This window comes from Aeromonas sp. ASNIH4 (assembly GCF_002934425.1).
Classification (GTDB): Bacteria; Pseudomonadota; Gammaproteobacteria; order Enterobacterales; family Aeromonadaceae; genus Aeromonas; species Aeromonas hydrophila.
Window position 1 is genome coordinate 4,892,708 of record NZ_CP026217.1, and the last position, 18,829, is coordinate 4,911,536.

Below are 18,829 nucleotides of genomic sequence, written 5' to 3' on the forward strand. Positions count from 1 at the left end.
TCTTCAGTTTCTTCGCTTTGGTTGCGGAACCGGGTCATAACCACCCTCGGATAAGGGATGGCATTTTAATAGACGTTTGCTGGCTAACCAAACGCCTTTTATGAAACCGTGAAGTCGGATTGCTTCTATCGCAAATTGGGAACAAGTCGGAGTGAAACGGCAGCGCGGCCCGAGCAGCGGGCTAATGATTAGCTGATACAGGCGTATCAGTTTGACAGCTACCCATTGCAACGGCGTGACAGAGTGCGCCATAGCTTTTCCAGTAACTTGAACAGTTCCTCGTTATCCATCTCTTTCACACCGGCCTTGGCGATCACGACGATGTCGATAGCGGGCAGATTGGCCTGATTGAGGCGGAAACTTTCCCGAACCACCCGTTTTACACGGTTGCGCCAGACGGCACGCTTGAGTGCTTTTTTGGGCACAGCGAGACCAAGGCGAGGATGTTCGAGGGTATTGGGACAGGCGAGAAGCGTAATTTGCGGAGAAGCGGCCCGGACAGGCTCGGCGAAAACGCGTTTGAAGTGTTCGGGAGTTAACAGACGTAACTCCCGAGAAAAGGTGTGCTGGGTAGGCATTAGACTACCAGGCGGGCACGACCCTTGGCACGACGAGCGGCCAGAACTTTACGACCGTTGGCAGTTGCCATGCGGGCGCGGAAACCGTGAGAGCGCTTGCGCTTCAGGTTGGACGGTTGAAAAGTACGTTTCATGATTCGATTCCGTATTTCTGTACAGTTTTGATTGTCACACTTAGCCGACGCGCCAGCTATAGCGTGTGACGACTAGCAAAAGAGGCCGAATTCTAAACAGAGTTCGGCTTTTAGTCAATCCGCCGTTCCCTCTCTTCCTGCCCTGACCTTGCAAAGGCCCGAACCGGCAGTGAGGATCCAGAGGATCGAGGGCTCCGGATTATACTGGCAACCCGGGGTTTAACAAGGATCCTCCAATAAAAAAGGCGGCAATGCCGCCAAAGAGAGAGCTATTTAAGCACTTTGCGCAGGAACTCCCGGGTACGGGGATCCTGCGGATCGACCAATATCTGATCCGGCGGGCCCTGTTCCACGATCCGGCCCCCCTCCATGAAGATCACCCGATCGGCAACATCTCGAGCAAATTCAATCTCATGGGTTACCACTACCATGGTCTGGTGCTGGCGGGCCAGCTCCTTCATCAGGCCCAGCACTTCGTCGACCCACTCGGGGTCGAGCGCCGACGTGGGCTCGTCGAACAGGATCACCTTGGAGTGCGCGGCCATGGCCCGGCCGATGCCGACCCGCTGCTGCTGACCGCCGGACAGGGAAGCCGGATAGGCGTCCTGCTTGTCGGCGAGGCCGATGTCTTTGAGGATGCCGAGGGCGGTGGCACGGGCCTCTGCCTTCGGCTGTTTCCAGACGGTGATCAGTCCTTCGGCGATGTTGTCCAGCGCCGTCTTGTTGGCGAACAGGGCGTAATTCTGGAACACGAAGGAGGCCCGCTTGCGCAGCTCAATGGCCTGCTGCTCGCTGGCCCTGGCCAGGTTGAGCTGCAGATCGTCGATGGCGAGGTTGCCGGCATCCGGGGTCTCCAGCAGGTTGAGGCAGCGCAGCAGGGTCGACTTGCCGGTGCCGGAGGGGCCGATGATGACCACTATCTCCCCCTTTTTCACCTCCAGATCGATGCTGTTCAGCACCTGATTGCCGTCATATGCCTTGGAGAGGCCGGTTAGCTTGATCATGAGAGCCCTCCCTTAATAGGCACGGTTGAGACGGACTTCCAGCAGATGCTGCAAGCGGGTAAAGAAGATCACCACCACCCAGTAGACCAGCGCCACCGCCATGAAGCTCTCGAAGAACTTGAAGGAGGAGGAGGCTTCCATCTGCGCCTTGCCCATGATCTCGGCCACCCCCAGGGTAAAGGCCAGCGAGGTGCTCTTGATCATGTCGATGAAGTAGTTCATCAGCGATGGCGTCGCAATGCGGGCCGCCTGCGGCAATATGATCCGCTGCATCGCCTGGTAGCGGCTCATGCCGATACTGAGGGCAGCTTCCATCTGGCTCTTGTGGATGCCAATGATGGAGGCGCGGATCGATTCGGCCATGTAGGCAGCGAAGTGCAGGGTCAGGCCGACGATGGCGGCGGTAAAGGCATCCATTCCCACGAAGATGGGGAACAGCTGCGGCAGCCCGTAATAGAGCAGGAACAGCTGGACGAGTAGCGGTGTACCCCGGAAAAACGAGATATAGAGCATCGCCAGCCAGTGGATCACGGGAACGCGAAACACCCGTACTATCGCCAGGGCCAGCGACAGTACGAGTGCCAGGACGAATCCCCACAGAGCCATCTCCATCGTGGTGCCCAGATATTTGAGCAGGATGGGAAACAGCCCCAGCGTGTATTCGAGGTCAAATTCCATCATTTATTTGTCGGTGATGTCGGAAGCGAACCATTTTTCAGAGATCTGACGCAGGGAACCGTCCTTGCGCATGGCGGTGAGGGCATCATCGACCTTCTTCAGCAGCGCCTGCTTTTCCGGAGTCTTCAGGAAGGGCAGGGCGTTCTCGATGGTTTCGAACGGTGCGCCGGCCTGCTGCAGCGGCAGCTTGGACTCTTTGATCAGCTGGGCGGTGGAGACGCGGTCCATCACGAAGGCATCGATCCGGCCCAGGGCAACATCCTGCTCGAAGGCGGAGTCATAGGTGCGGATGTCGATCTTCTTGTTCGGGTCGTTCTTGCGCAGCAGCTCTTCGAAGTTGGAGCCCAGGTTCACCGCAACCTTCTTGCCTTCCAGATCCTTGATGCCGTGAATGGTGCTGTTGCCCTTGCGGACCACGATCTGGGCGCCGTCATAGACGTAGGGCTGGGAGAAGGCGTACTTGGCCTTGCGCTCATCGGTGATGGTGATCTGGTTGGAGATGGTATCGACGCGGCCGGTTTCCAGCATGCCGAACAGGCCGGAGAAGCTGGCAGTCACGAATTCGACCTTGTAGCCGGTGCGCTCACCGATCTGGTTCCACATATCCACCTCGAAGCCTTGCAGCTTGTCCTGCTTGACGAAGGTGAACGGGAAGTACTTGCCGGACATGCCGACCTTGATGGTTTCCTGGGCGATGGCTTGACCGGACAGGGCGGCCAGCAGAATGGCGGCGCCGGAGACCAGCTTGATGGATGACGTCATGGGGATTCCTCTCTCTCTGTTGTTCTGTATTTTTAGTTGTAAACACTGGATTTGCGCTGATGTTATTGGAATAAAAGCTAAAGAATAAATGATATTTGGTTATATAAAATAACCGCTTCAGGTCTGGATCTTTGGTGCCCCTGTCGATGGATCTGGCTGTGGGTAACTTTGGGGATGAAATCGGATTCGGCGTTGCTGGATCCTTGAAAGTCAAGGATCTTATTTGCTGGATCCGCGAGGTCGCGGCTAGAGATCCAGCCGCTAAAAACGTAGAATAGCCGGTCTTTAGTTAATCAATCGACGGGAGTTTAGAGTGACTGCTTCGCTATGGCAGCAGTGCCTTAACCGGCTGCAAGATGAGTTGCCCTCGGCAGAATTCAGCATGTGGATCCGGCCGCTTCAAGCGGAGTTGAGTGACAATACTCTGACCCTGTATGCACCGAATCGCTTTGTTCTGGACTGGGTTCGAGACAAGTATCTCATCCGGGTGAACGGCATCATCAATGAACTCTGCGGGGTCGACGGCCCCACTCTGCGTTTTGACATCGGTAATCGTCCCCATCCCGTCGCGGTCGCCAGAGCGCCGGCGCGGGGTGCGGATCCTGTGAATAACTCGCAGAAGAGCTGGGAAAGCAAGGCCGAGGCCAAACCCGAGCCGAACCACAAGAGCAACACCAACGTGAACTATACCTTCGAGAATTTCGTCGAGGGTAAGTCCAACCAGTTGGCCCGTGCGGCTGCCCGTCAGGTTGCCGACAATCCGGGCGGGGCCTACAACCCGCTGTTCCTCTATGGCGGCACCGGTCTGGGAAAAACCCACTTGCTGCATGCCGTCGGCAACGCCATCAAGGAGCGCAAGCAGGACGCCAAGGTCATCTACATGCACTCCGAACGGTTTGTGCAGGACATGGTGAAGGCGCTGCAGAATAACGCCATTGAAGAGTTCAAGCGTTATTACCGTAGCGTCGATGCCCTGCTCATCGATGACATCCAGTTCTTTGCCAACAAGGAGCGCTCCCAGGAGGAGTTCTTCCACACCTTCAACGCCCTGCTCGAAGGCAACCAGCAGATCATCTTGACCTCGGATCGCTATCCGAAGGAGATCAACGGGGTGGAAGATCGTCTCAAGTCACGCTTCGGCTGGGGCCTGACGGTGGCGATCGAACCGCCGGAGCTGGAAACCCGGGTGGCGATCCTGATGCGCAAGGCGGATGAGAACCAGATCCACCTGCCGGACGAAGTGGCCTTCTTCATCGCCAAGCGGCTGCGCTCCAACGTGCGCGAGCTGGAAGGTGCCCTCAACCGGGTGATCGCCAACGCAAACTTCACCGGTCGGGCGATCAATATCGACTTCGTGCGCGAAGCGCTGCGCGACCTGCTGGCGCTGCAGGAGAAGCTGGTCACCATCGACAACATCCAGAAGACGGTGGCGGAGTACTACAAGATCAAGCTGGCGGATCTGCTCTCCAAGCGGCGTTCCCGCTCCGTTGCCCGCCCACGCCAGCTGGCGATGGCGCTGGCCAAGGAGCTGACCAACCATAGCTTGCCGGAGATTGGTGATGCCTTTGGTGGTCGTGACCACACTACCGTGCTTCATGCCTGCCGCAAGATCGAGCAGCTGAAGGAAGAGAGTCACGACATCAAGGAAGACTATTCCAACCTGATCCGAACCCTTTCCTCCTAATCACAACGGAGAGCACAGATGCAGCTCGAAATTAGCCGTGAGGCCCTGTTACGTCCTCTGCAACTGGTGTCCGGTGCCCTCGGTGGCCGGCCGACCCTGCCAATCCTCGGCAACGTGCTGCTGGATGTCAGCAACGGTCTGCTGTCACTGACCGGGACCGACCTCGAAGTGGAGATGATCGGTCAGGTCTATCTCAACAGCGACAGTCAGGATGGCCGCACCACTGTGCCGGCGCGCAAGCTGCTGGACATCTGCCGCGGTCTGCCGGAAGGGGCGGACATTCGCCTCAATACCGAAGGCGAGCGCCTGATCATCCGTTCCGGCCGTTCCCGCTTCAACCTGTCGACCCTGCCGGCTACCGAATACCCGAACATCGAGGATTGGGAATCCGTGCTCGAGTTCGACATCGGCCAGCTGGAGCTGAAAAAGCTCATCGATGCCACCCAGTTCTCCATGGCCAGCCAGGACGTGCGTTACTACCTGAACGGCATGCTGTTCGAGAGCGAAGGCCACGGCCTGCGTACCGTGGCGACCGACGGTCACCGGCTGGCGACCTGCCGCCGCGAGGTGGTAACGGAATCGCTGCCCGATCATCAGGTCATCCTGCCGCGCAAGGGCGTGCTGGAACTGGTGCGCCTGCTGGAAGCGGAAGACAAGCCGGTACGGCTGCAGATCGGCCGCAGCAACCTGCGTGCCGCCCTCGATGGCTTCATCTTTACCTCCAAGCTGGTGGACGGCCGCTTCCCGGACTGGCGCCGCGTCATTCCGCGCAACAGCGACAAGGCCCTGATCGCCGGTCGTGAGGATCTGCGCCAGGCCTTTGCCCGTGCCGCCATCCTCTCCAACGAGAAATTCCGTGGGGTGCGTCTCAATCTGCAGGAAAACCTGCTGCGCATCACCGCCAACAACCCGGAACAGGAAGAAGCCGAAGAGCTGCTTGACGTACAATACGAAGCCGGCGAGATGGAGATTGGTTTCAACGTCTCTTATGTGCTGGACGTGCTGAATACGTTAAAATGTGACCAAATCCGGATCAGCCTGAGCGATTCCATCAGCAGCGCCATTATTGAGGATTTTGACAGTCAGGATGCTCAGTACGTGGTAATGCCGATGCGGATCTAGTCGTGTCCCTGGTCAAACTCCAGCTCAGCGACTTTCGCAATATCCAGCAGGCCAGTCTCGCGCTGTCGCCCGGCCTCAATATCCTGGTCGGGTGCAATGGCAGCGGCAAGACCAGCGTGCTGGAAGCCATTCACTACCTCGGTCTCGGTCGCTCCTTTCGTACTCACCTGACCGGGCGGGTCATCCGCCAGGGGGAGCGGGCGTTTACCCTGTTCGCCCAGTGCGAACTGGAAGGGCGCCAGGTGCCCATCGGCCTCGCCAAGGACAAGAGTGGCGAGACCCAGCTCAAGATCGCCGGTGCCCAGGCCCAGCGCCTGGCCGAGCTGGCCGAATTGCTGCCGGTGCAGTTGATCCATCCAGATGGCTTCAATCTGCTGACCGGTGGGCCGCAGGCTCGTCGGGCCTGGCTCGACTGGGGTGTTTTTCATCAGGAGCCGACCTTCTTCTCCCTGTGGGGGCGAGTGCGTCGGCTGCTGAAACAGCGCAATGCGCTGCTGCGTCAGAGCAGCCAGTATCGCCAGCTGGCGTACTGGGATCAGGAATTGGTACGGCTGGGCGGTGAATTGGCCGAGTTTCGCGCCAGTTATTGTCAGGCCATTACGCCCCTGATCAAGGAGATGACGGCGGATTTTTTGCCGGAATTCGATATCAACCTTGGATTCTATCGAGGCTGGGAAAAAGATACCCCGCTCAATGAATTGCTGGAGGCGGGGTTTGAGCGGGATCGGGCGCTGGGTTACACAGGAGTAGGCCCACAGAAGGCCGATGTGCGACTCAAGGCGAACGGCGTCCCCGCTCAGGATATTTTGTCCAGGGGTCAGTTGAAGTTGCTGGTCTGTGCCATGCGACTGGCCCAAGGGCTCTATTTGAATCAACATAGCAGCCGTGGCTGTATTTTTTTAATTGATGATTTTGCCTCTGAACTGGATGTCGACAAGCGCCGCTTGCTGGCCGCAAGGCTGAAGCAGTGTGCGTCCCAGGTATTCATTACCGCCATCGACACCGGTCAGCTCGCAGACATGATGGATGCGAATGACTGCAAATTGTTCCACGTGGAACAAGGCAAGATCTCCGAAACGTTAGAGAAGGCAGAGAGTAAGCTATGAGTGAAAATACTTACGACTCCTCGAATATCAAGGTACTGAAGGGCCTGGATGCGGTCCGCAAGCGCCCGGGGATGTATATCGGCGATACGGATGATGGCTCGGGTCTGCACCACATGGTGTTCGAGGTCGTCGACAACTCCATTGACGAGGCTCTGGCCGGCTACTGCTCCGATATTCAGGTCAAGATCCATTCCGACGGCTCCGTCTCCGTCCGTGACAACGGTCGTGGTATTCCAGTCGACATCCACCCGGAAGAGGGTCGCTCCGCTGCCGAAGTCATCATGACCGTGCTGCACGCGGGCGGCAAGTTCGACGACAACTCCTACAAGGTCTCTGGTGGTCTGCACGGCGTCGGCGTCTCCGTGGTAAACGCCCTCTCTGACAAGCTGCTGCTGACCATCCGTCGTAACGGCCATGTCTACGAGCAGACCTATCACCTGGGTGAGCCGCAGGCACCGCTCAAGCAGATTGGCGACAGCACCGGCACCGGGACCGAAGTTCGCTTCTGGCCGAGCCCGACCATCTTCAGCGATACTCTGTTCCACTACGAGATCCTGGCCAAGCGTCTGCGTGAGCTCTCCTTCCTCAACTCCGGCGTCTCCATCCGCCTGCTGGATGAGCGTGACGGCCGCGAGGCGCACTTCTGCTACGAAGGCGGCATCAAGGCGTTCGTCGAATACCTGAACCAGAACAAAACCCCGATCCACCCGAAGGTGTTCCACTTCACCACCGAGCAGGACGGCATCGGTGTCGAAGTAGCGATGCAGTGGAACGACGCCTATCAGGAGGGGGTCTACTGCTTCACCAACAACATTCCGCAGCGCGATGGCGGTACCCACCTGGTGGGCTTCCGTACCGCACTGACCCGTACTCTGAACTCCTACATGGACAAAGAGGACTACAGCAAGAAGGCCAAGTCTGCCGCCAGTGGCGACGACGTGCGTGAAGGTCTGATTGCCGTTATCTCCGTCAAGGTGCCTGACCCTAAGTTCTCCTCCCAGACCAAGGACAAGCTGGTCTCTTCCGAAGTGAAGACTGCCGTCGAACAGGCGATGGGTGAGAAGCTGGCCGACTTCCTGCTGGAAAACCCGGGCGACGCCAAGATCGTGGTCAACAAGATCATCGATGCGGCCCGTGCCCGCGAAGCGGCCCGCAAGGCCCGCGAACTGACTCGCCGTAAAGGCGCGCTGGATATCGCCGGTCTGCCCGGCAAGCTGGCCGACTGTCAGGAAAAAGACCCGGCGCTCTCCGAACTCTACATAGTGGAAGGGGACTCTGCTGGCGGTTCCGCCAAGCAGGGTCGCAACCGGAAGAACCAGGCTATCCTGCCGCTCAAGGGCAAGATCCTGAACGTGGAGAAGGCCCGTTTCGACAAGATGATCTCTTTCCAGGAGGTGGGCACCCTGATCACCGCACTGGGCTGCGGCATCGGTCGTGACGAGTACAACCCGGACAAGCTGCGTTATCACAACATCATCATCATGACCGATGCGGACGTCGATGGTGCGCACATTCGTACCCTGCTGCTGACCTTCTTCTATCGTCAGATGCCGGAAATCATCGAGCGTGGCTACGTCTACATCGCCCAGCCGCCGCTCTACAAGGTGAAGAAGGGCAAGCAGGAGCAGTATCTGAAAGACGAAGATGCGCTGCTGCAATACCAGACTGCCATGGCGCTGGATGGTGCGACTCTGCATGTCAACGAGTCCGCTCCGGCCATCGGTGGCGAGGCGCTGGAGCGTCTGGTCAACCAGCATCGCTCGGTGACTCACCTGATCACCCGCATGTCTCGCCGCGCGCCGGAAGCCGTGCTGACCCAGCTGATCTATCAGCCGGAGCTGAACGAAGCGCTGCTGAGCAGCGAGAGCGATCTGCTGGCCTGGTGTCAGAGCATGGAAGCCGTGCTCAACGAGAGCAACCACGGCATCCAGTACCAGATGCAGGTACGCCACGACGAAGAGCGCCGTCTGTTCGTGCCGCACGCCGTGGTACGCCAGCACGGGGTCGACCGCGAATACCCGCTCAGCTACGACTTCCTGCAATCCTCCGAGTACCGTCAACTGGTCTCGTTGGGCAAGGAGATCGCCAACCTGATCGAGGAAGGTGGTTACATCAAGCGTGGCGAGAAGGTGAAGCCGGTCGCCAGCTTCGTCGAAGCGGTCGAGTGGCTGATGGGCGAAGGCAAGCGTGGCATCTACATCCAGCGCTATAAAGGGCTGGGCGAGATGAACCCGGACCAGCTGTGGGAAACCACCATGGATCCGGAAGCCCGTCGCATGCTGCGCGTCACCATCGACGACGCCGTCGGTGCGGACCAGCTCTTCTCCACCCTGATGGGTGATGCCGTTGAGCCGCGTCGTGATTTCATCGAGACCAACGCCCTGCGCGTGGCCAACCTCGACGTCTAATTCGGCGCTGTCAGCTCGATATAAAAAAACCGCTCCCTGTGAGCGGCTTTTTGTTTTCCTGGTGAAGAAGGTTGCACGTTCCACGTGAAACATGGCTCCGTCTTGATGGTGCCGGCTCAGCCCAGTTCGGGGGCCGGGCAGTAGAGGCGCAGACGATGGCCATCCGGATCGAGGGCCATGCAGGTGTAGCCAAACTCCATTCGGGTCGGTGCCTGGATCAGGGTGAGCCCGCGCGCCTGCCACTCGGCAGACTGGCGATCGACGGCGGCATCATCGGGGAGGGCGAAGGCCAGCTCCATGGCCCCGGCCGTTTGGGTCACGGCGGGCTCGACCGTGGCGCTGGACCAGAGTGCCAGTCTGGCGCCCGATTCGAACACGAACATGGCAAAGGTGGGGGACTCCTCCACCGGTGGGCGTCCGAACAGCTCGCGATAGAAGAGCGCGCTGCGGGACGGGTTGGCAACGTAGAGGATGGTGAACTGGGGGATTAACATGGTGATGCTCCCTTGCTGATGAGATGACGCATCGGCGCCGACCCCGTCAGCATGGCGCTGCCTGCTGTCAGTTTCTGTCAGCAATGAATCTGGGCTGCGGGATCTGCTGGTTGTCCCGCCACTCCTTGAGCAGCCGCTCTCGATTGCCCGGATAAGATTCCGCCTCCAGCCGCATCGCGCTGATCCTGTCCACCCGAAAGTGGCGAAAGTCCTGGCGCAGCTCGCACCAGGCCACCAGTACCCGCACCTGGTCGAAGTAGCCGAGGGCACAGGGCCAGACGGTGCGCTCCGAACTCTCCTCCTTGAGATCCCGATAGAGGGTGCGCAGGCTGATGCCAAGCTGGCTGGCCAGCTCGCTGCCGGTAATGGCGTAGCGGTGGCCGCGCAGCAGTTGCAGCAGGGCCAGCAGGCGTTCTGAACGGGACATTATGTGGCTCCTCAAGATCTCCACTCAGGGTGCCATGTTTGCGACCGGGGGAGGAAGCACAATGAGTAAAAAGCCTGAGACGGGCGGTGAGAAGATTTTTCGAGCAGAGCCCTTGAAAGCGGAAAGTGGGCCCCTATATAGATAACAAGGCCGGAACGCTCGACAGAGGTTTCGACCTGGCGCCCGTCTATCAGGAGGGCAAACAATCAGTTATCGCTCAAAAGAGGATAATACTATGCGTTCTATCGACTTTTCTCCGCTCTATCGTTCTGCCATCGGTTTCGATCGTCTGGCCAATCTCATCGAATCTGCGGCCAGCAATGGCAATGCCGGTTATCCCCCCTACAACATCGAGCAGCTGGGTGACAGCGACTACCGCATCAGCATGGCGGTGGCGGGCTTTACTCAGGAAGAGCTGGAGCTGAGCTTCCAGGAAAATCTGCTGACGGTGAAGGGCAACAAGCAGGCCGATACCGAGCGCAACTACCTCTACCAAGGCATAGCCGAACGCGGTTTCGAGCGTCGCTTCCAGCTGGCCGACTATGTGCGGGTGAAGGGCGCCGATCTGAAAAACGGTCTGCTGCACATCGACCTGGTGCGCGAAGTGCCCGAGGCGATGAAGCCCCGCAAGATCGAGATCAACGGCTGATAGCCTGACTTCATTGAATTGTTGACGTTTTCCGGGTGCCGATGACGGGCCCGTGGAGAAGTGAAACCTGTTGCTTATAGAAGGATAGGATTATGCGTAACCTCGATTTTTCTCATCTCTATTCCAACGCCGTCGGCTTCGAGCGGATGGCCCGTGAGCTGGAAGGTCTGTTCGAGCAGAAGACTGCCGCTTACCCGCCGTACAACATCGAAAAGCGCGATCAGGACGGCTATCGCATCACGGTTGCCGTGGCTGGTTTCGAGCGCGAAGAGCTGGAGCTGGAAACTGAAAACGGCACCCTCAAGGTGAAGGGGCGCAAGGCCGCCGCCGATGAACGCCAGTTCCTCCATCAGGGGATCGCCGAGCGGGACTTCGAGCTCGCCTTCAAGCTGAGCCAGCACGTGGAAGTGCAGGGCGCCAAGCTGGAGCATGGGCTGCTGACCATCGATCTGGCGCGTGAGCTGCCGGAGGCGCTCAAGCCCCGTGCCATCCCCATCGGCAAGCCCGAGCAGCTGGCACTGCCCGGTTAAGCCAACCAGCGCGTGATAAACAAGAGAGGCCTGCATGTGCAGGCCTCTCTGTTTTTGTATCGCCGAACTGGCTTAGCCAGCGTAGAGGGCGTTGATCTCGTCGGCCAGGATGGCGATGCCGCGCCGTACCAGCTCCTCGCTCTGGGAGTAGTTGAGGCGGATGCACTCCTGACTGTGACGCCACTTTGGATCATCGATGCCGGGGAAGAAGTAGTGGCCCGGCACGATCAGCAGGTTCTTCGCCTTCAGTCGCTCGTACAGCTCCTGACAGTGGATCGGCAAGCCCTCGAACCAGAGCCAGAGGAAGAGGGCGCCTTCCGGCTTGTGGATGTGGAAGCGCGGATCGGGGATCGCTTCGCGCAGCAGTTGCACCGCCAGCTCTGCCTTCTGCTGATAGAAGGGCTTCACCACCTGTTCGCTGAGGGCGATGATCTCGCCGCTCTCGATCATCGGGATGGTAATGGCGGGGCCCAGACTGCCCGGCGCCAGATTGATGATACCGCTCAGGTTGGTGATGGCCTGAATGATCTTCTCGTCGGCGATGACGATACCGCAGCGGGTGCCCGGCAGGCCGAGCTTGGAGAGGCTCATGCAGAGGATGGTATTGGCGTTCCAGAACGGCTTGGCCTCGCTGAAGATGATGCCCGGGAAGGGGACGCCGTAGGCGTTGTCGATCAGCAGCGGAATGCCCTTGTCGCGGGCAATCTGGTCGAGGTGTTCGATCTCTTCGTCGGTCAGCACGTTGCCGGTGGGGTTGGTCGGGCGGGAGACGCAGATCACCCCGATGTCGTCACCCACCTGCAGGCTCTCGAAATCCACGTGGTACTTGAACTGGCCATCGGGCAGCTTCTCGATGGTGGGCTTGTAAGCCACGAAGTAGTCGTCTGCCAGCGCCGAGTCGGCATAGCCGATGTATTCGGGGGCGAGCGGGAACAGCACCTTTTTCTTGCGGCCATCGGCAAATTCGCCCGCCAGCAGGTTGAACAGATAGAAGAAGGCGTTCTGGCTGCCGTTGGTCAGGGCGATGTTGCGGGCGGAGATGTCCCAGCCCAGCTCCTTGCTGAGCAGGGCCGCCAGCGCCTTGGTGAACCTGTCCTTGCCCTGGGGGCCATCGTAGTTGGCCATCGCCTTCACCAGCTCGCCGTTGTCGAGCAGGCTCTTGGCCTCGGCCTGAAAGCGTTCCAGCATGGCGGGGATGGGGGCCGGGTTGCCGCCACCCAGCATGATGGCGTCCGGATTGGTCAGCCCCTGATTAAGGTCATCCATGAGTTGGGTAATACCGGCATGGCGAGTGAACTTCTCGCCGAACAAGGAAAATTCCATTCGGTGACAGATCCAGAGTCAGTTACGGGGAAGCTAGCACCATAGCTCAGTTTAAAAGCGGGTGTCGATCAAAAAAATGGGACGTTCCACGTGGAACAGCAGGCAAAAATTAAGCGTGGTGAAAATGACCACTTGTTGGTTCAATTCTGACTACAGGATGTTTTCCAACTGGCGCCATTTATCATCTAAAAACAATTAATTTAAATAAAATCATGTCGTTATAGATGTGGCACAACAATTGGAATAGCTATCTGGTCATCTCAACCACACCGGAGCACATCAGATGAAAATCCTGATCGCAACCTTGATTGCCAGCAGCCTGAGCCTGAACGTCATGGCCGACGAGTACCCCAGACCCGAACTGGACAGCGCCAAGCTGGCGCAGGAGATAGCGGCCCAGCAGCAGCAGGCCTCCCATGCGGTGGTGGAGGAGGCGATCCACAACCTCAAGCCGCTGGCACTGGAGACCCTGGTGGTGGAGGCGAGCTCGGCCGATGCGACTCACCCCGAGAGTTGAGATAGCGCCGCGGGGTCTGCCCCGTGTGTTGTCTGAAGAAGCTGATGAAGGCGCTGTCGCTGGCGAACTCCAGCGTTGCCGCCACCCGGCTGATGGGTTCGGCCTCGGCCAGCAGCTCCAGCGCCCGCAACAGTCGCCACTGCTGGCGCCAGGCCTGGTAGCTCATGCCGGTCTCCCGCATGAAGATACGACCTATGGTCTTGTCACTGGCACCCACCCGTTCGGCCAGCCGGTTGAGCCGATCGGGCAGGGTGTCGCCCCGCTTCACTTCCTGCAGCCAGCCGGCCAGACGTGGGTCTGACGGCAGCGGCAACTGCCAGGATTCCCGCGGCGCTTGCATCAGCTCCTCCTGCAACAGCGCCAGCGTGCAATGCTGCTCCGCTGCCGGCTTGTCCCACGGCCAGATCGCCATCCGCTCGATGATCTCCCGCAGCAGCGGGTTGACCGCCAGCACCGCCATCTCGGTCGGCAAACCGGGCTCCGGCTGGAAGTAGAGGGAGCGATACGCCACCACGCCGCGCATCAGCACCCGATGGGGCAGCCCTGCCGGCAACCAGGCCGCTCGCGTCGGCGGCAGCAGGCAGACCTGATCGTCCAGCTCTATGGTCATGCAGCCGGCCTGGGCGAACAGCAGCTGATGGCGCCTGTGCTGATGGCGGCCGGAGTCGTGCCAGCCGAGGGCGGAGGCGATCCCGATGGCGCTGCCGTCGTGCTGATCCGGGTCAAAAGGGTGATCGGGAAGAATAAAGGCCATGTGTCCGATTGTTGATGTTTATAGTCCTGCTTATTGTAATCGGACAATCGGCATCACTCTAGAATGACGGCCTCTTGTGAAGGAGGTTTGTCATGAACAACAAGTTGCCACCGCTCTGGCTGGTGGTCGGATTGATGATGTTTCCGCAGATAGTGGAGACCATCTACAGCCCGGTGCTGACCCATATCGCGAGCCAGTTTCGGGTGAGCGAGGGGCAGGCATCCCAGACCCTGTCGGTCTATTTTTTGGCGTTTGCGGCGGGCGTGGTCTGCTGGGGCAGACTGTGCGATCTGGTCGGGCGGCGTCCCGCCATGCTGGCGGGGCTGATGACCTATGGCGCCGGCACTCTGCTGGCTTTGCTAGCCACTCAATTTGAAACCCTGCTGCTGGCCAGGGTCATCGCGGCCTTCGGCGCCGCCGTGGGCTCCGTGGTGACCCAGACCATGCTGCGCGACAGCTATCAGGGCAGCGAGCTGGCGCGGGTCTTTTCGGTAATGGGCATCGCGCTCTCCCTCAGCCCGGTGCTGGGGCTGGTGAGTGGCGGCCAGCTGGCGAGCGGGTTCGGCTATCTCGGGGTATTCAGCGCCCTGCTGGTGCTGGCTGCCGGGTTGCTGCTGGTCACTTGCTGGCAACTGCCGGAAACCCGGCCGGCCATCACCCAGCGGGCGGCGCTCTGGCCGCTGGCACAACGGATGGTGCGTGATGCAGCCTTGTGGCGCAGCGCCGCACTGGTGGCGCTGTTCAACACCATGCTGTTTGGCTACTACAGCCTGGCTCCCTTCCTGTTTGCCGGGCTGGGGTTGAGCGCGGGCGAGTTTGGTTACTCCGGCATCTTGCTGGCGCTGGCGACCCTGGGGGGCAGCCTGCTCAACAAGCGCCTGCTAGGGCGTGGCTGGTCGCCTTCCTCGCTGATCCGGCTTGCTGCCGCGTTGGCGCTGGGGTCCGGCTGGCTGGTGTGGGCCAGTCAGGCTTCGCTCTGGTTCCTGCTGCCCATGATGGGGGTGGTAGTGGCGTTCGGGCTGGCGATCCCCAATGTGCTGTGCCAGGCACTGCTGGCCTATCGGGAGGTGGCAGGCAGTGCCGGTGCCCTGTTCGGGCTCGGTTACTACCTGTTGCTCAGTCTGGGGTTGGCGGTTGCCGCCAGCTTGCAGGATCTCGGTCTGCTGCTCGGTGGCTGCGGTCTGCTGGCTCTCTGCTGCGGTTGGCGTCGTTCCACGTGAAACATCAGCTGCCGATAAAACGGTAACCGATGCCGGATTCAGTTTCGATCAGCGTAGATTGCTGGGAATGTTGCCGCCCAGCTTCTTGCTGCAACATCAGCTGCCGATAAAGCGGTAGCCGATGCCGGATTCGGTCTCGATCAGCGTGGGTTGCTGGGGGTTATCTCCCAGCTTCTTGCGCAGGCTGGCGATGACGATGCGCAGGTAGTGGGTGTCTTCCTTGTGGCTCGGCCCCCAGATGTCGTTGAGCAGCTGGGTCTGCAGCACCAGCTTGCCGGGGTGGCACACCAGTGCCTGCAGCAGGGCGAACTCCTTGCGGGAGAGGGGCACCTCTTCCTCGCCCAGAGTGACCCTGTGGCTGCTGCTGTCCAGGGTCAGCCCGCACTGGGGGAAGTGGCGCTGCTCGCCACTGCTGACCCCGGCCCGCTGGCGCAGCAGCACCCGAATGCGGGCCATCATCTCGCCGATGCCGAACGGCTTGCTCATGTAGTCGTTGGCCCCGGCATCCAGCAAGCGCACCTTCTCCTGTTCAGAATCCCGCGCCGACAGCACCAGTACCGGGTGCTGATGGTGCTCGCGAATGGCCTGCAACACCTGAATGCCGTCCCCGTCCGGCAGGCCGAGGTCCAGGATCACCAGATCGGGATTGAGGTGGCGATACTGCGCCAGCCCCTCGTTGACGCCGACCGCCTCGCTCACCTGATGCCCCTCGGCGATCAGGCTGATCCGCAAAAAACGGCGGATGGCCGCCTCGTCGTCGATGACCAGTATGTGAGCCATTCAGCCTCCAGCTGGATAGAGTAAAAAGGTTCAGGCCGCGGCTGCATTGAGCGCCAGCGGCAGGGAGATGCGCATGCAGGTGCCGTTGCCGTTGGGGCCGGAAAATGCCCAGATGCGGCCGCCGTGGGCCTCTATCATAGCGCGGGAAATGGCGAGGCCAAGCCCGGTGCCGCGGCTGCCGCAGTCGCCGACCGGCTGGGTGTAGAACAGATTGAAGATCTTGTCCCGATCCGACTCGGCGATGCCGACCCCGATATCGATGATGTCGAGGATGAGATCGGGGTCTGCCAGCATCACCTTGAACTCGATGGGGGTGCCGGCCGGCGAATAGCGGGAGGCGTTGTCGAGAATGTTGACCAGCACCTGCTCGATCAGAGCGCCGTGCACATAGAGCCGGGGGATCTGCTGATCGAAGTGCACCAGCAGCTTGTGCTGGCGCCAGGAGGAGTCGAGCCGGCGGCGGGCGTTTTCCACCAGATCCGCCAGGTCGACCCAGTCCCGTTTCAGCTGGAAATCCGGCGAGCCGATGCGGGTCATGTCCAGCAGGTTTTGCACATAGCTGTGCAGGCGGCGCGCCTCGTCCTGCACCGAGTGCAGCAGCTCGCTGCGGTCTTCACTGCTGATCCGGTCACCATATTCCAGCAGGGTGCTGCCGGCCCCCATGATGGTGGCCAGCGGCGTCTTCAGATCGTGGGAGACCGAGGAGAGCAGGGCGGCACGCATCCGGTCGGTCTCCGCCTGCAGCTGGCTGTCGGCCAGCCGTTCGTTGAGATCGATCCGGGCCAGCGCGGCGCGGATATCGGTGAGCAGGGCCTGCAGCTGATGCTCGGCCGAGGAGGCGAGCGGGTTGGCCAGCACTATCCCCAGCACCAGTTCATCGCTGAGGTGGTGGTACTGGGCCTCGGCTGCGTTGAGAGTGGCGGTGTGGGCGCCGGCGCTCTGCTTCTGGGCCAGACACCAGTCGATGGCCGCCTTGTCGGTCTGCCCCGGCTTGTGCTGGGTCGAACCGGCCCTGTGATGGTAGTGCTGATCGAGGGCGAACACCGGCTGGCCCAGCGCCAGCGAGATGGCCTGGGATCCCTGTCTGAGCACCTCTTCCGGGCTGCTGGCGGTGGCCAGACCCTGGCTCAGCGACAGCAGGGCATTGCCCAGTTGCTGGGTCTCGCGCAGGCCGATCAGCTGTTGCCGTTGACGGGAGGCGAGCCGCCCGGCCGTGATGCCGACGATCAGCAACACGAACAGAGTGAGCAGATCGCTGTGGCTGGCCACGCTCAAAGAGAAGTAGGGGGCAGTGAACAGCAGATTGTGGCCGACGAAGCCCAGCACCGCGGCCAGGATGGCGGGCATCAGGCTGGTGGTGAGCGCGGTGGCCAGCACCCCCAGCACGAACAGCATGGGCAGGGAGGCAGGCGGTAGCCAGTGGGAGAGGCCCCAGACGGCGGCCGAGGTGGTCCCCATGATGGCTACCGCCAGCAGGCTCTGGCGAATGTCCTTGGGGTGGAGCGGCTGCAAGCCCAGACTGGGCTTGCGCTTCTCGGTATCCACCAGCGTGATCTCGAGCCCCTGCGCCTGCTTGAGCAGGTGTTGCACCAGCGAGCGACGCCAGGGCGCCTTGTGGGGTTTGCCCAGCAGCAATTGCGACACCTGCTGCTGCTCGGCGGTCTCCAGCAGGGTGTCGGCCACCGCCGGACTGGAGAGGGTCAGCACCTTGGCCCCCAGCTGGGAAGCGAGCGCCAGCGCCTGCTCCAGCTCGACCGAGCGCTGCCCCTTGCTGTCGATGTGCACCACCAGCCAGGGCAGCTGGCGGCGCTGGGCGAAGCGGTGACCGTAGCGCACCAGGGCCGCGCCGTGCTGATCGCCGAGGCAGACCATCAGCTTGCCCCGCAGCGGCAGTGTGGTCTTGCCGGCCGCCTGCCACTGCAACTGCAGATCTCCCTCCACGTGGCTGGCGGCGGTCTGCATCGCCAGCTCGCGCAGGGCGGTCAGGTTGTTCAGAGAGAAGAAGGACTGCAGGGCGGCCTTGGCCTGGTGGGGCACATAGACCTTGCCCTCCTTGAGACGGCCAAGCAGCTCCTTGGGGGGGAGGTCTATCAGCACCAGGCTGTCGGCCTCCAGCAGCACCTGATCCGGCAGGGTCTCCTTGACCCTGACCCCGGTCAGCTGCCACACCAGATCGTTGAGGCTCTCCAGGTGCTGCACGTTGAGGGTGGTGTAGACATCGATGCCGGCACCCAGCAGCTCCTCCACATCCTGCCAGCGCTTCTCATGGCGGCTGCCGGGGGCGTTGCTGTGGGCCAGCTCGTCCACCACGGCGATGGCGGGCTTGCGGGCCAGCAGGCCGTCCAGATCCATCTCCTCCAGCCGCTGCTGGCGGTGCAGGTGCAGCTTGCGCGGCTGGATGGCGAGCTTGTCGAGCAGGGCCAGGGTCTCCTGGCGGCCGTGGGTCTCCACCACCCCGATCAGGATGTCGACCCCCTCCTTGGCCTGCTCCCGTACCGCTTGCAGCATGGCGTAGGTCTTGCCGACACCGGGGGCGGCACCGAGAAACACCTTCAGCTTGCCCCTGTGCTCCTGTTCCAGGCTCGCCAGCAGGGCGTCCGCCCTCACCTCATCACGCATCCCCGTGCTCCCGTTGCATCGGCCGAACCGCGGCCGTGAC

General features: G+C 60.8%; 20 protein-coding genes. 8 read left to right on the forward strand and 12 right to left on the reverse strand.

Annotated features, from left to right (window positions below; all coding sequences use genetic code 11):
* Positions 1-3: 3 nt before the first annotated feature.
* The 6 genes from yidD to C2U40_RS22940 form a co-directional block, all read right to left on the reverse strand.
* Entirely contained in the window at positions 4-252 is a 249-nt protein-coding gene (gene yidD, locus C2U40_RS22915; RefSeq protein ID WP_010635605.1) for a membrane protein insertion efficiency factor YidD, read from the reverse strand.
* Positions 219-578: a ribonuclease P protein component gene (rnpA, locus tag C2U40_RS22920; protein WP_011707927.1), complete on the reverse strand. Its 360-nt coding sequence runs from the start codon at positions 576-578 to the stop codon at positions 219-221. The genes yidD and rnpA overlap by 34 nt, the downstream gene beginning before the upstream one ends.
* Positions 578-712: a 50S ribosomal protein L34 gene (gene rpmH, locus C2U40_RS22925; RefSeq protein WP_005307156.1), complete on the reverse strand. Its 135-nt coding sequence runs from the start codon at positions 710-712 to the stop codon at positions 578-580. Before rpmH ends, rnpA begins: the two co-directional genes overlap by 1 nt.
* Positions 713-981: 269 nt before the next feature.
* Entirely contained in the window at positions 982-1,716 is a 735-nt protein-coding gene (locus C2U40_RS22930; protein WP_017410488.1) for an amino acid ABC transporter ATP-binding protein, read from the reverse strand.
* A 12-nt stretch (positions 1,717-1,728) separates the two neighbouring features.
* Positions 1,729-2,397: an amino acid ABC transporter permease gene (locus tag C2U40_RS22935; RefSeq protein ID WP_011707929.1), complete on the reverse strand. Its 669-nt coding sequence runs from the start codon at positions 2,395-2,397 to the stop codon at positions 1,729-1,731.
* Positions 2,398-3,156 carry an amino acid ABC transporter substrate-binding protein gene (locus tag C2U40_RS22940; RefSeq protein WP_005307144.1) on the reverse strand — a complete coding sequence of 253 codons (759 nt, stop codon included), beginning with the start codon at positions 3,154-3,156 and terminating at the stop codon, positions 2,398-2,400.
* A 313-nt stretch (positions 3,157-3,469) separates the two neighbouring features.
* Between C2U40_RS22940 and dnaA the strand changes: the two genes are divergently transcribed.
* Genes dnaA through gyrB form a run of 4 tightly spaced genes read left to right on the forward strand, consistent with a single transcriptional unit; the run spans position 3,470 to position 9,476 of the window.
* Positions 3,470-4,840, forward strand: a complete 1,371-nt coding sequence (gene dnaA / locus C2U40_RS22945) for a chromosomal replication initiator protein DnaA (protein ID WP_005307141.1) — start codon at positions 3,470-3,472, stop codon at positions 4,838-4,840.
* A gap of 18 nt (positions 4,841-4,858) precedes the next feature.
* A complete protein-coding gene (gene dnaN / locus C2U40_RS22950) occupies positions 4,859-5,962 on the forward strand; it encodes a DNA polymerase III subunit beta (RefSeq protein WP_011704048.1) in 1,104 nt (367 codons plus the stop codon).
* Positions 5,963-5,964: 2 nt separating this feature from the next.
* Positions 5,965-7,068, forward strand: a complete 1,104-nt coding sequence (gene recF, locus C2U40_RS22955; RefSeq protein ID WP_024946260.1) for a DNA replication/repair protein RecF — start codon at positions 5,965-5,967, stop codon at positions 7,066-7,068.
* Positions 7,065-9,476, forward strand: coding sequence for a DNA topoisomerase (ATP-hydrolyzing) subunit B (gyrB, locus tag C2U40_RS22960; protein ID WP_103829062.1), 2,412 nt, complete (start codon positions 7,065-7,067; stop codon positions 9,474-9,476). The genes recF and gyrB overlap by 4 nt, the downstream gene beginning before the upstream one ends.
* A gap of 116 nt (positions 9,477-9,592) precedes the next feature.
* Here gyrB and C2U40_RS22965 read toward each other — a convergent pair whose 3' ends face one another.
* The gene (locus tag C2U40_RS22965; protein WP_101150421.1) at positions 9,593-9,970 is read right to left on the reverse strand and encodes a VOC family protein; all 378 of its coding nucleotides are present in this window, start codon (positions 9,968-9,970) and stop codon (positions 9,593-9,595) included.
* Between the two features lie 67 nt (positions 9,971-10,037).
* A complete protein-coding gene (locus C2U40_RS22970; RefSeq protein WP_103829061.1) occupies positions 10,038-10,397 on the reverse strand; it encodes a WYL domain-containing protein in 360 nt (119 codons plus the stop codon).
* A gap of 235 nt (positions 10,398-10,632) precedes the next feature.
* Between C2U40_RS22970 and C2U40_RS22975 the strand changes: the two genes are divergently transcribed.
* Positions 10,633-11,046, forward strand: coding sequence for an Hsp20 family protein (locus C2U40_RS22975; RefSeq protein WP_010635612.1), 414 nt, complete (start codon positions 10,633-10,635; stop codon positions 11,044-11,046).
* A gap of 92 nt (positions 11,047-11,138) precedes the next feature.
* Positions 11,139-11,576 carry an Hsp20 family protein gene (locus C2U40_RS22980; protein WP_029305108.1) on the forward strand — a complete coding sequence of 146 codons (438 nt, stop codon included), beginning with the start codon at positions 11,139-11,141 and terminating at the stop codon, positions 11,574-11,576.
* 72 nt (positions 11,577-11,648) lie between these two features.
* Here C2U40_RS22980 and C2U40_RS22985 read toward each other — a convergent pair whose 3' ends face one another.
* Positions 11,649-12,899 carry a valine--pyruvate transaminase gene (locus tag C2U40_RS22985; protein ID WP_103829060.1) on the reverse strand — a complete coding sequence of 417 codons (1,251 nt, stop codon included), beginning with the start codon at positions 12,897-12,899 and terminating at the stop codon, positions 11,649-11,651.
* Positions 12,900-13,182: 283 nt separating this feature from the next.
* Here C2U40_RS22985 and C2U40_RS22990 point away from each other — a divergent pair, with 283 nt between their 5' ends.
* On the forward strand, positions 13,183-13,416 hold the full coding sequence (locus C2U40_RS22990) for a hypothetical protein (protein WP_016348875.1): 234 nt from the start codon (positions 13,183-13,185) through the stop codon (positions 13,414-13,416).
* Here C2U40_RS22990 and C2U40_RS22995 read toward each other — a convergent pair.
* The gene (locus tag C2U40_RS22995) at positions 13,346-14,170 is read right to left on the reverse strand and encodes an AraC family transcriptional regulator (RefSeq protein ID WP_103829059.1); all 825 of its coding nucleotides are present in this window, start codon (positions 14,168-14,170) and stop codon (positions 13,346-13,348) included. The two genes, C2U40_RS22990 and C2U40_RS22995, sit on opposite strands and share 71 nt — an antisense overlap.
* A gap of 92 nt (positions 14,171-14,262) precedes the next feature.
* Between C2U40_RS22995 and C2U40_RS23000 the strand changes: the two genes are divergently transcribed.
* Complete coding sequence (locus tag C2U40_RS23000; protein ID WP_103829058.1) at positions 14,263-15,390, forward strand: multidrug effflux MFS transporter; 1,128 nt, start codon at positions 14,263-14,265, stop codon at positions 15,388-15,390.
* 96 nt (positions 15,391-15,486) lie between these two features.
* Here C2U40_RS23000 and C2U40_RS23005 read toward each other — a convergent pair whose 3' ends face one another.
* Entirely contained in the window at positions 15,487-16,170 is a 684-nt protein-coding gene (locus C2U40_RS23005; protein WP_011704058.1) for a response regulator, read from the reverse strand.
* Between the two features lie 30 nt (positions 16,171-16,200).
* Positions 16,201-18,789, reverse strand: coding sequence for a sensor histidine kinase (locus C2U40_RS23010; protein WP_103829057.1), 2,589 nt, complete (start codon positions 18,787-18,789; stop codon positions 16,201-16,203).
* Positions 18,790-18,829: the final 40 nt, after the last annotated feature.

Bases quoted from the DNA above. Each gene is read 5' to 3' on its own strand.
- yidD (WP_010635605.1), bottom strand. From the start codon at position 252: ATGGCGCACTCTGTCACGCCGTTGCAATGGGTAGCTGTCAAACTGATA.
- rnpA (WP_011707927.1), bottom strand. From the start codon at position 578: ATGCCTACCCAGCACACCTTTTCTCGGGAGTTACGTCTGTTAACTCCC.
- rpmH (WP_005307156.1), bottom strand. From the start codon at position 712: ATGAAACGTACTTTTCAACCGTCCAACCTGAAGCGCAAGCGCTCTCAC.
- C2U40_RS22930 (WP_017410488.1), bottom strand. From the start codon at position 1,716: ATGATCAAGCTAACCGGCCTCTCCAAGGCATATGACGGCAATCAGGTG.
- C2U40_RS22935 (WP_011707929.1), bottom strand. From the start codon at position 2,397: ATGATGGAATTTGACCTCGAATACACGCTGGGGCTGTTTCCCATCCTG.
- C2U40_RS22940 (WP_005307144.1), bottom strand. From the start codon at position 3,156: ATGACGTCATCCATCAAGCTGGTCTCCGGCGCCGCCATTCTGCTGGCC.
- dnaN (WP_011704048.1), top strand. From the start codon at position 4,859: ATGCAGCTCGAAATTAGCCGTGAGGCCCTGTTACGTCCTCTGCAACTG.
- gyrB (WP_103829062.1), top strand. From the start codon at position 7,065: ATGAGTGAAAATACTTACGACTCCTCGAATATCAAGGTACTGAAGGGC.
- C2U40_RS22965 (WP_101150421.1), bottom strand. From the start codon at position 9,970: ATGTTAATCCCCCAGTTCACCATCCTCTACGTTGCCAACCCGTCCCGC.
- C2U40_RS22970 (WP_103829061.1), bottom strand. From the start codon at position 10,397: ATGTCCCGTTCAGAACGCCTGCTGGCCCTGCTGCAACTGCTGCGCGGC.
- C2U40_RS22975 (WP_010635612.1), top strand. From the start codon at position 10,633: ATGCGTTCTATCGACTTTTCTCCGCTCTATCGTTCTGCCATCGGTTTC.
- C2U40_RS22980 (WP_029305108.1), top strand. From the start codon at position 11,139: ATGCGTAACCTCGATTTTTCTCATCTCTATTCCAACGCCGTCGGCTTC.
- C2U40_RS22985 (WP_103829060.1), bottom strand. From the start codon at position 12,899: ATGGAATTTTCCTTGTTCGGCGAGAAGTTCACTCGCCATGCCGGTATT.
- C2U40_RS22990 (WP_016348875.1), top strand. From the start codon at position 13,183: ATGAAAATCCTGATCGCAACCTTGATTGCCAGCAGCCTGAGCCTGAAC.
- C2U40_RS22995 (WP_103829059.1), bottom strand. From the start codon at position 14,170: ATGGCCTTTATTCTTCCCGATCACCCTTTTGACCCGGATCAGCACGAC.
- C2U40_RS23000 (WP_103829058.1), top strand. From the start codon at position 14,263: ATGAACAACAAGTTGCCACCGCTCTGGCTGGTGGTCGGATTGATGATG.
- C2U40_RS23005 (WP_011704058.1), bottom strand. From the start codon at position 16,170: ATGGCTCACATACTGGTCATCGACGACGAGGCGGCCATCCGCCGTTTT.
- C2U40_RS23010 (WP_103829057.1), bottom strand. From the start codon at position 18,789: ATGCGTGATGAGGTGAGGGCGGACGCCCTGCTGGCGAGCCTGGAACAG.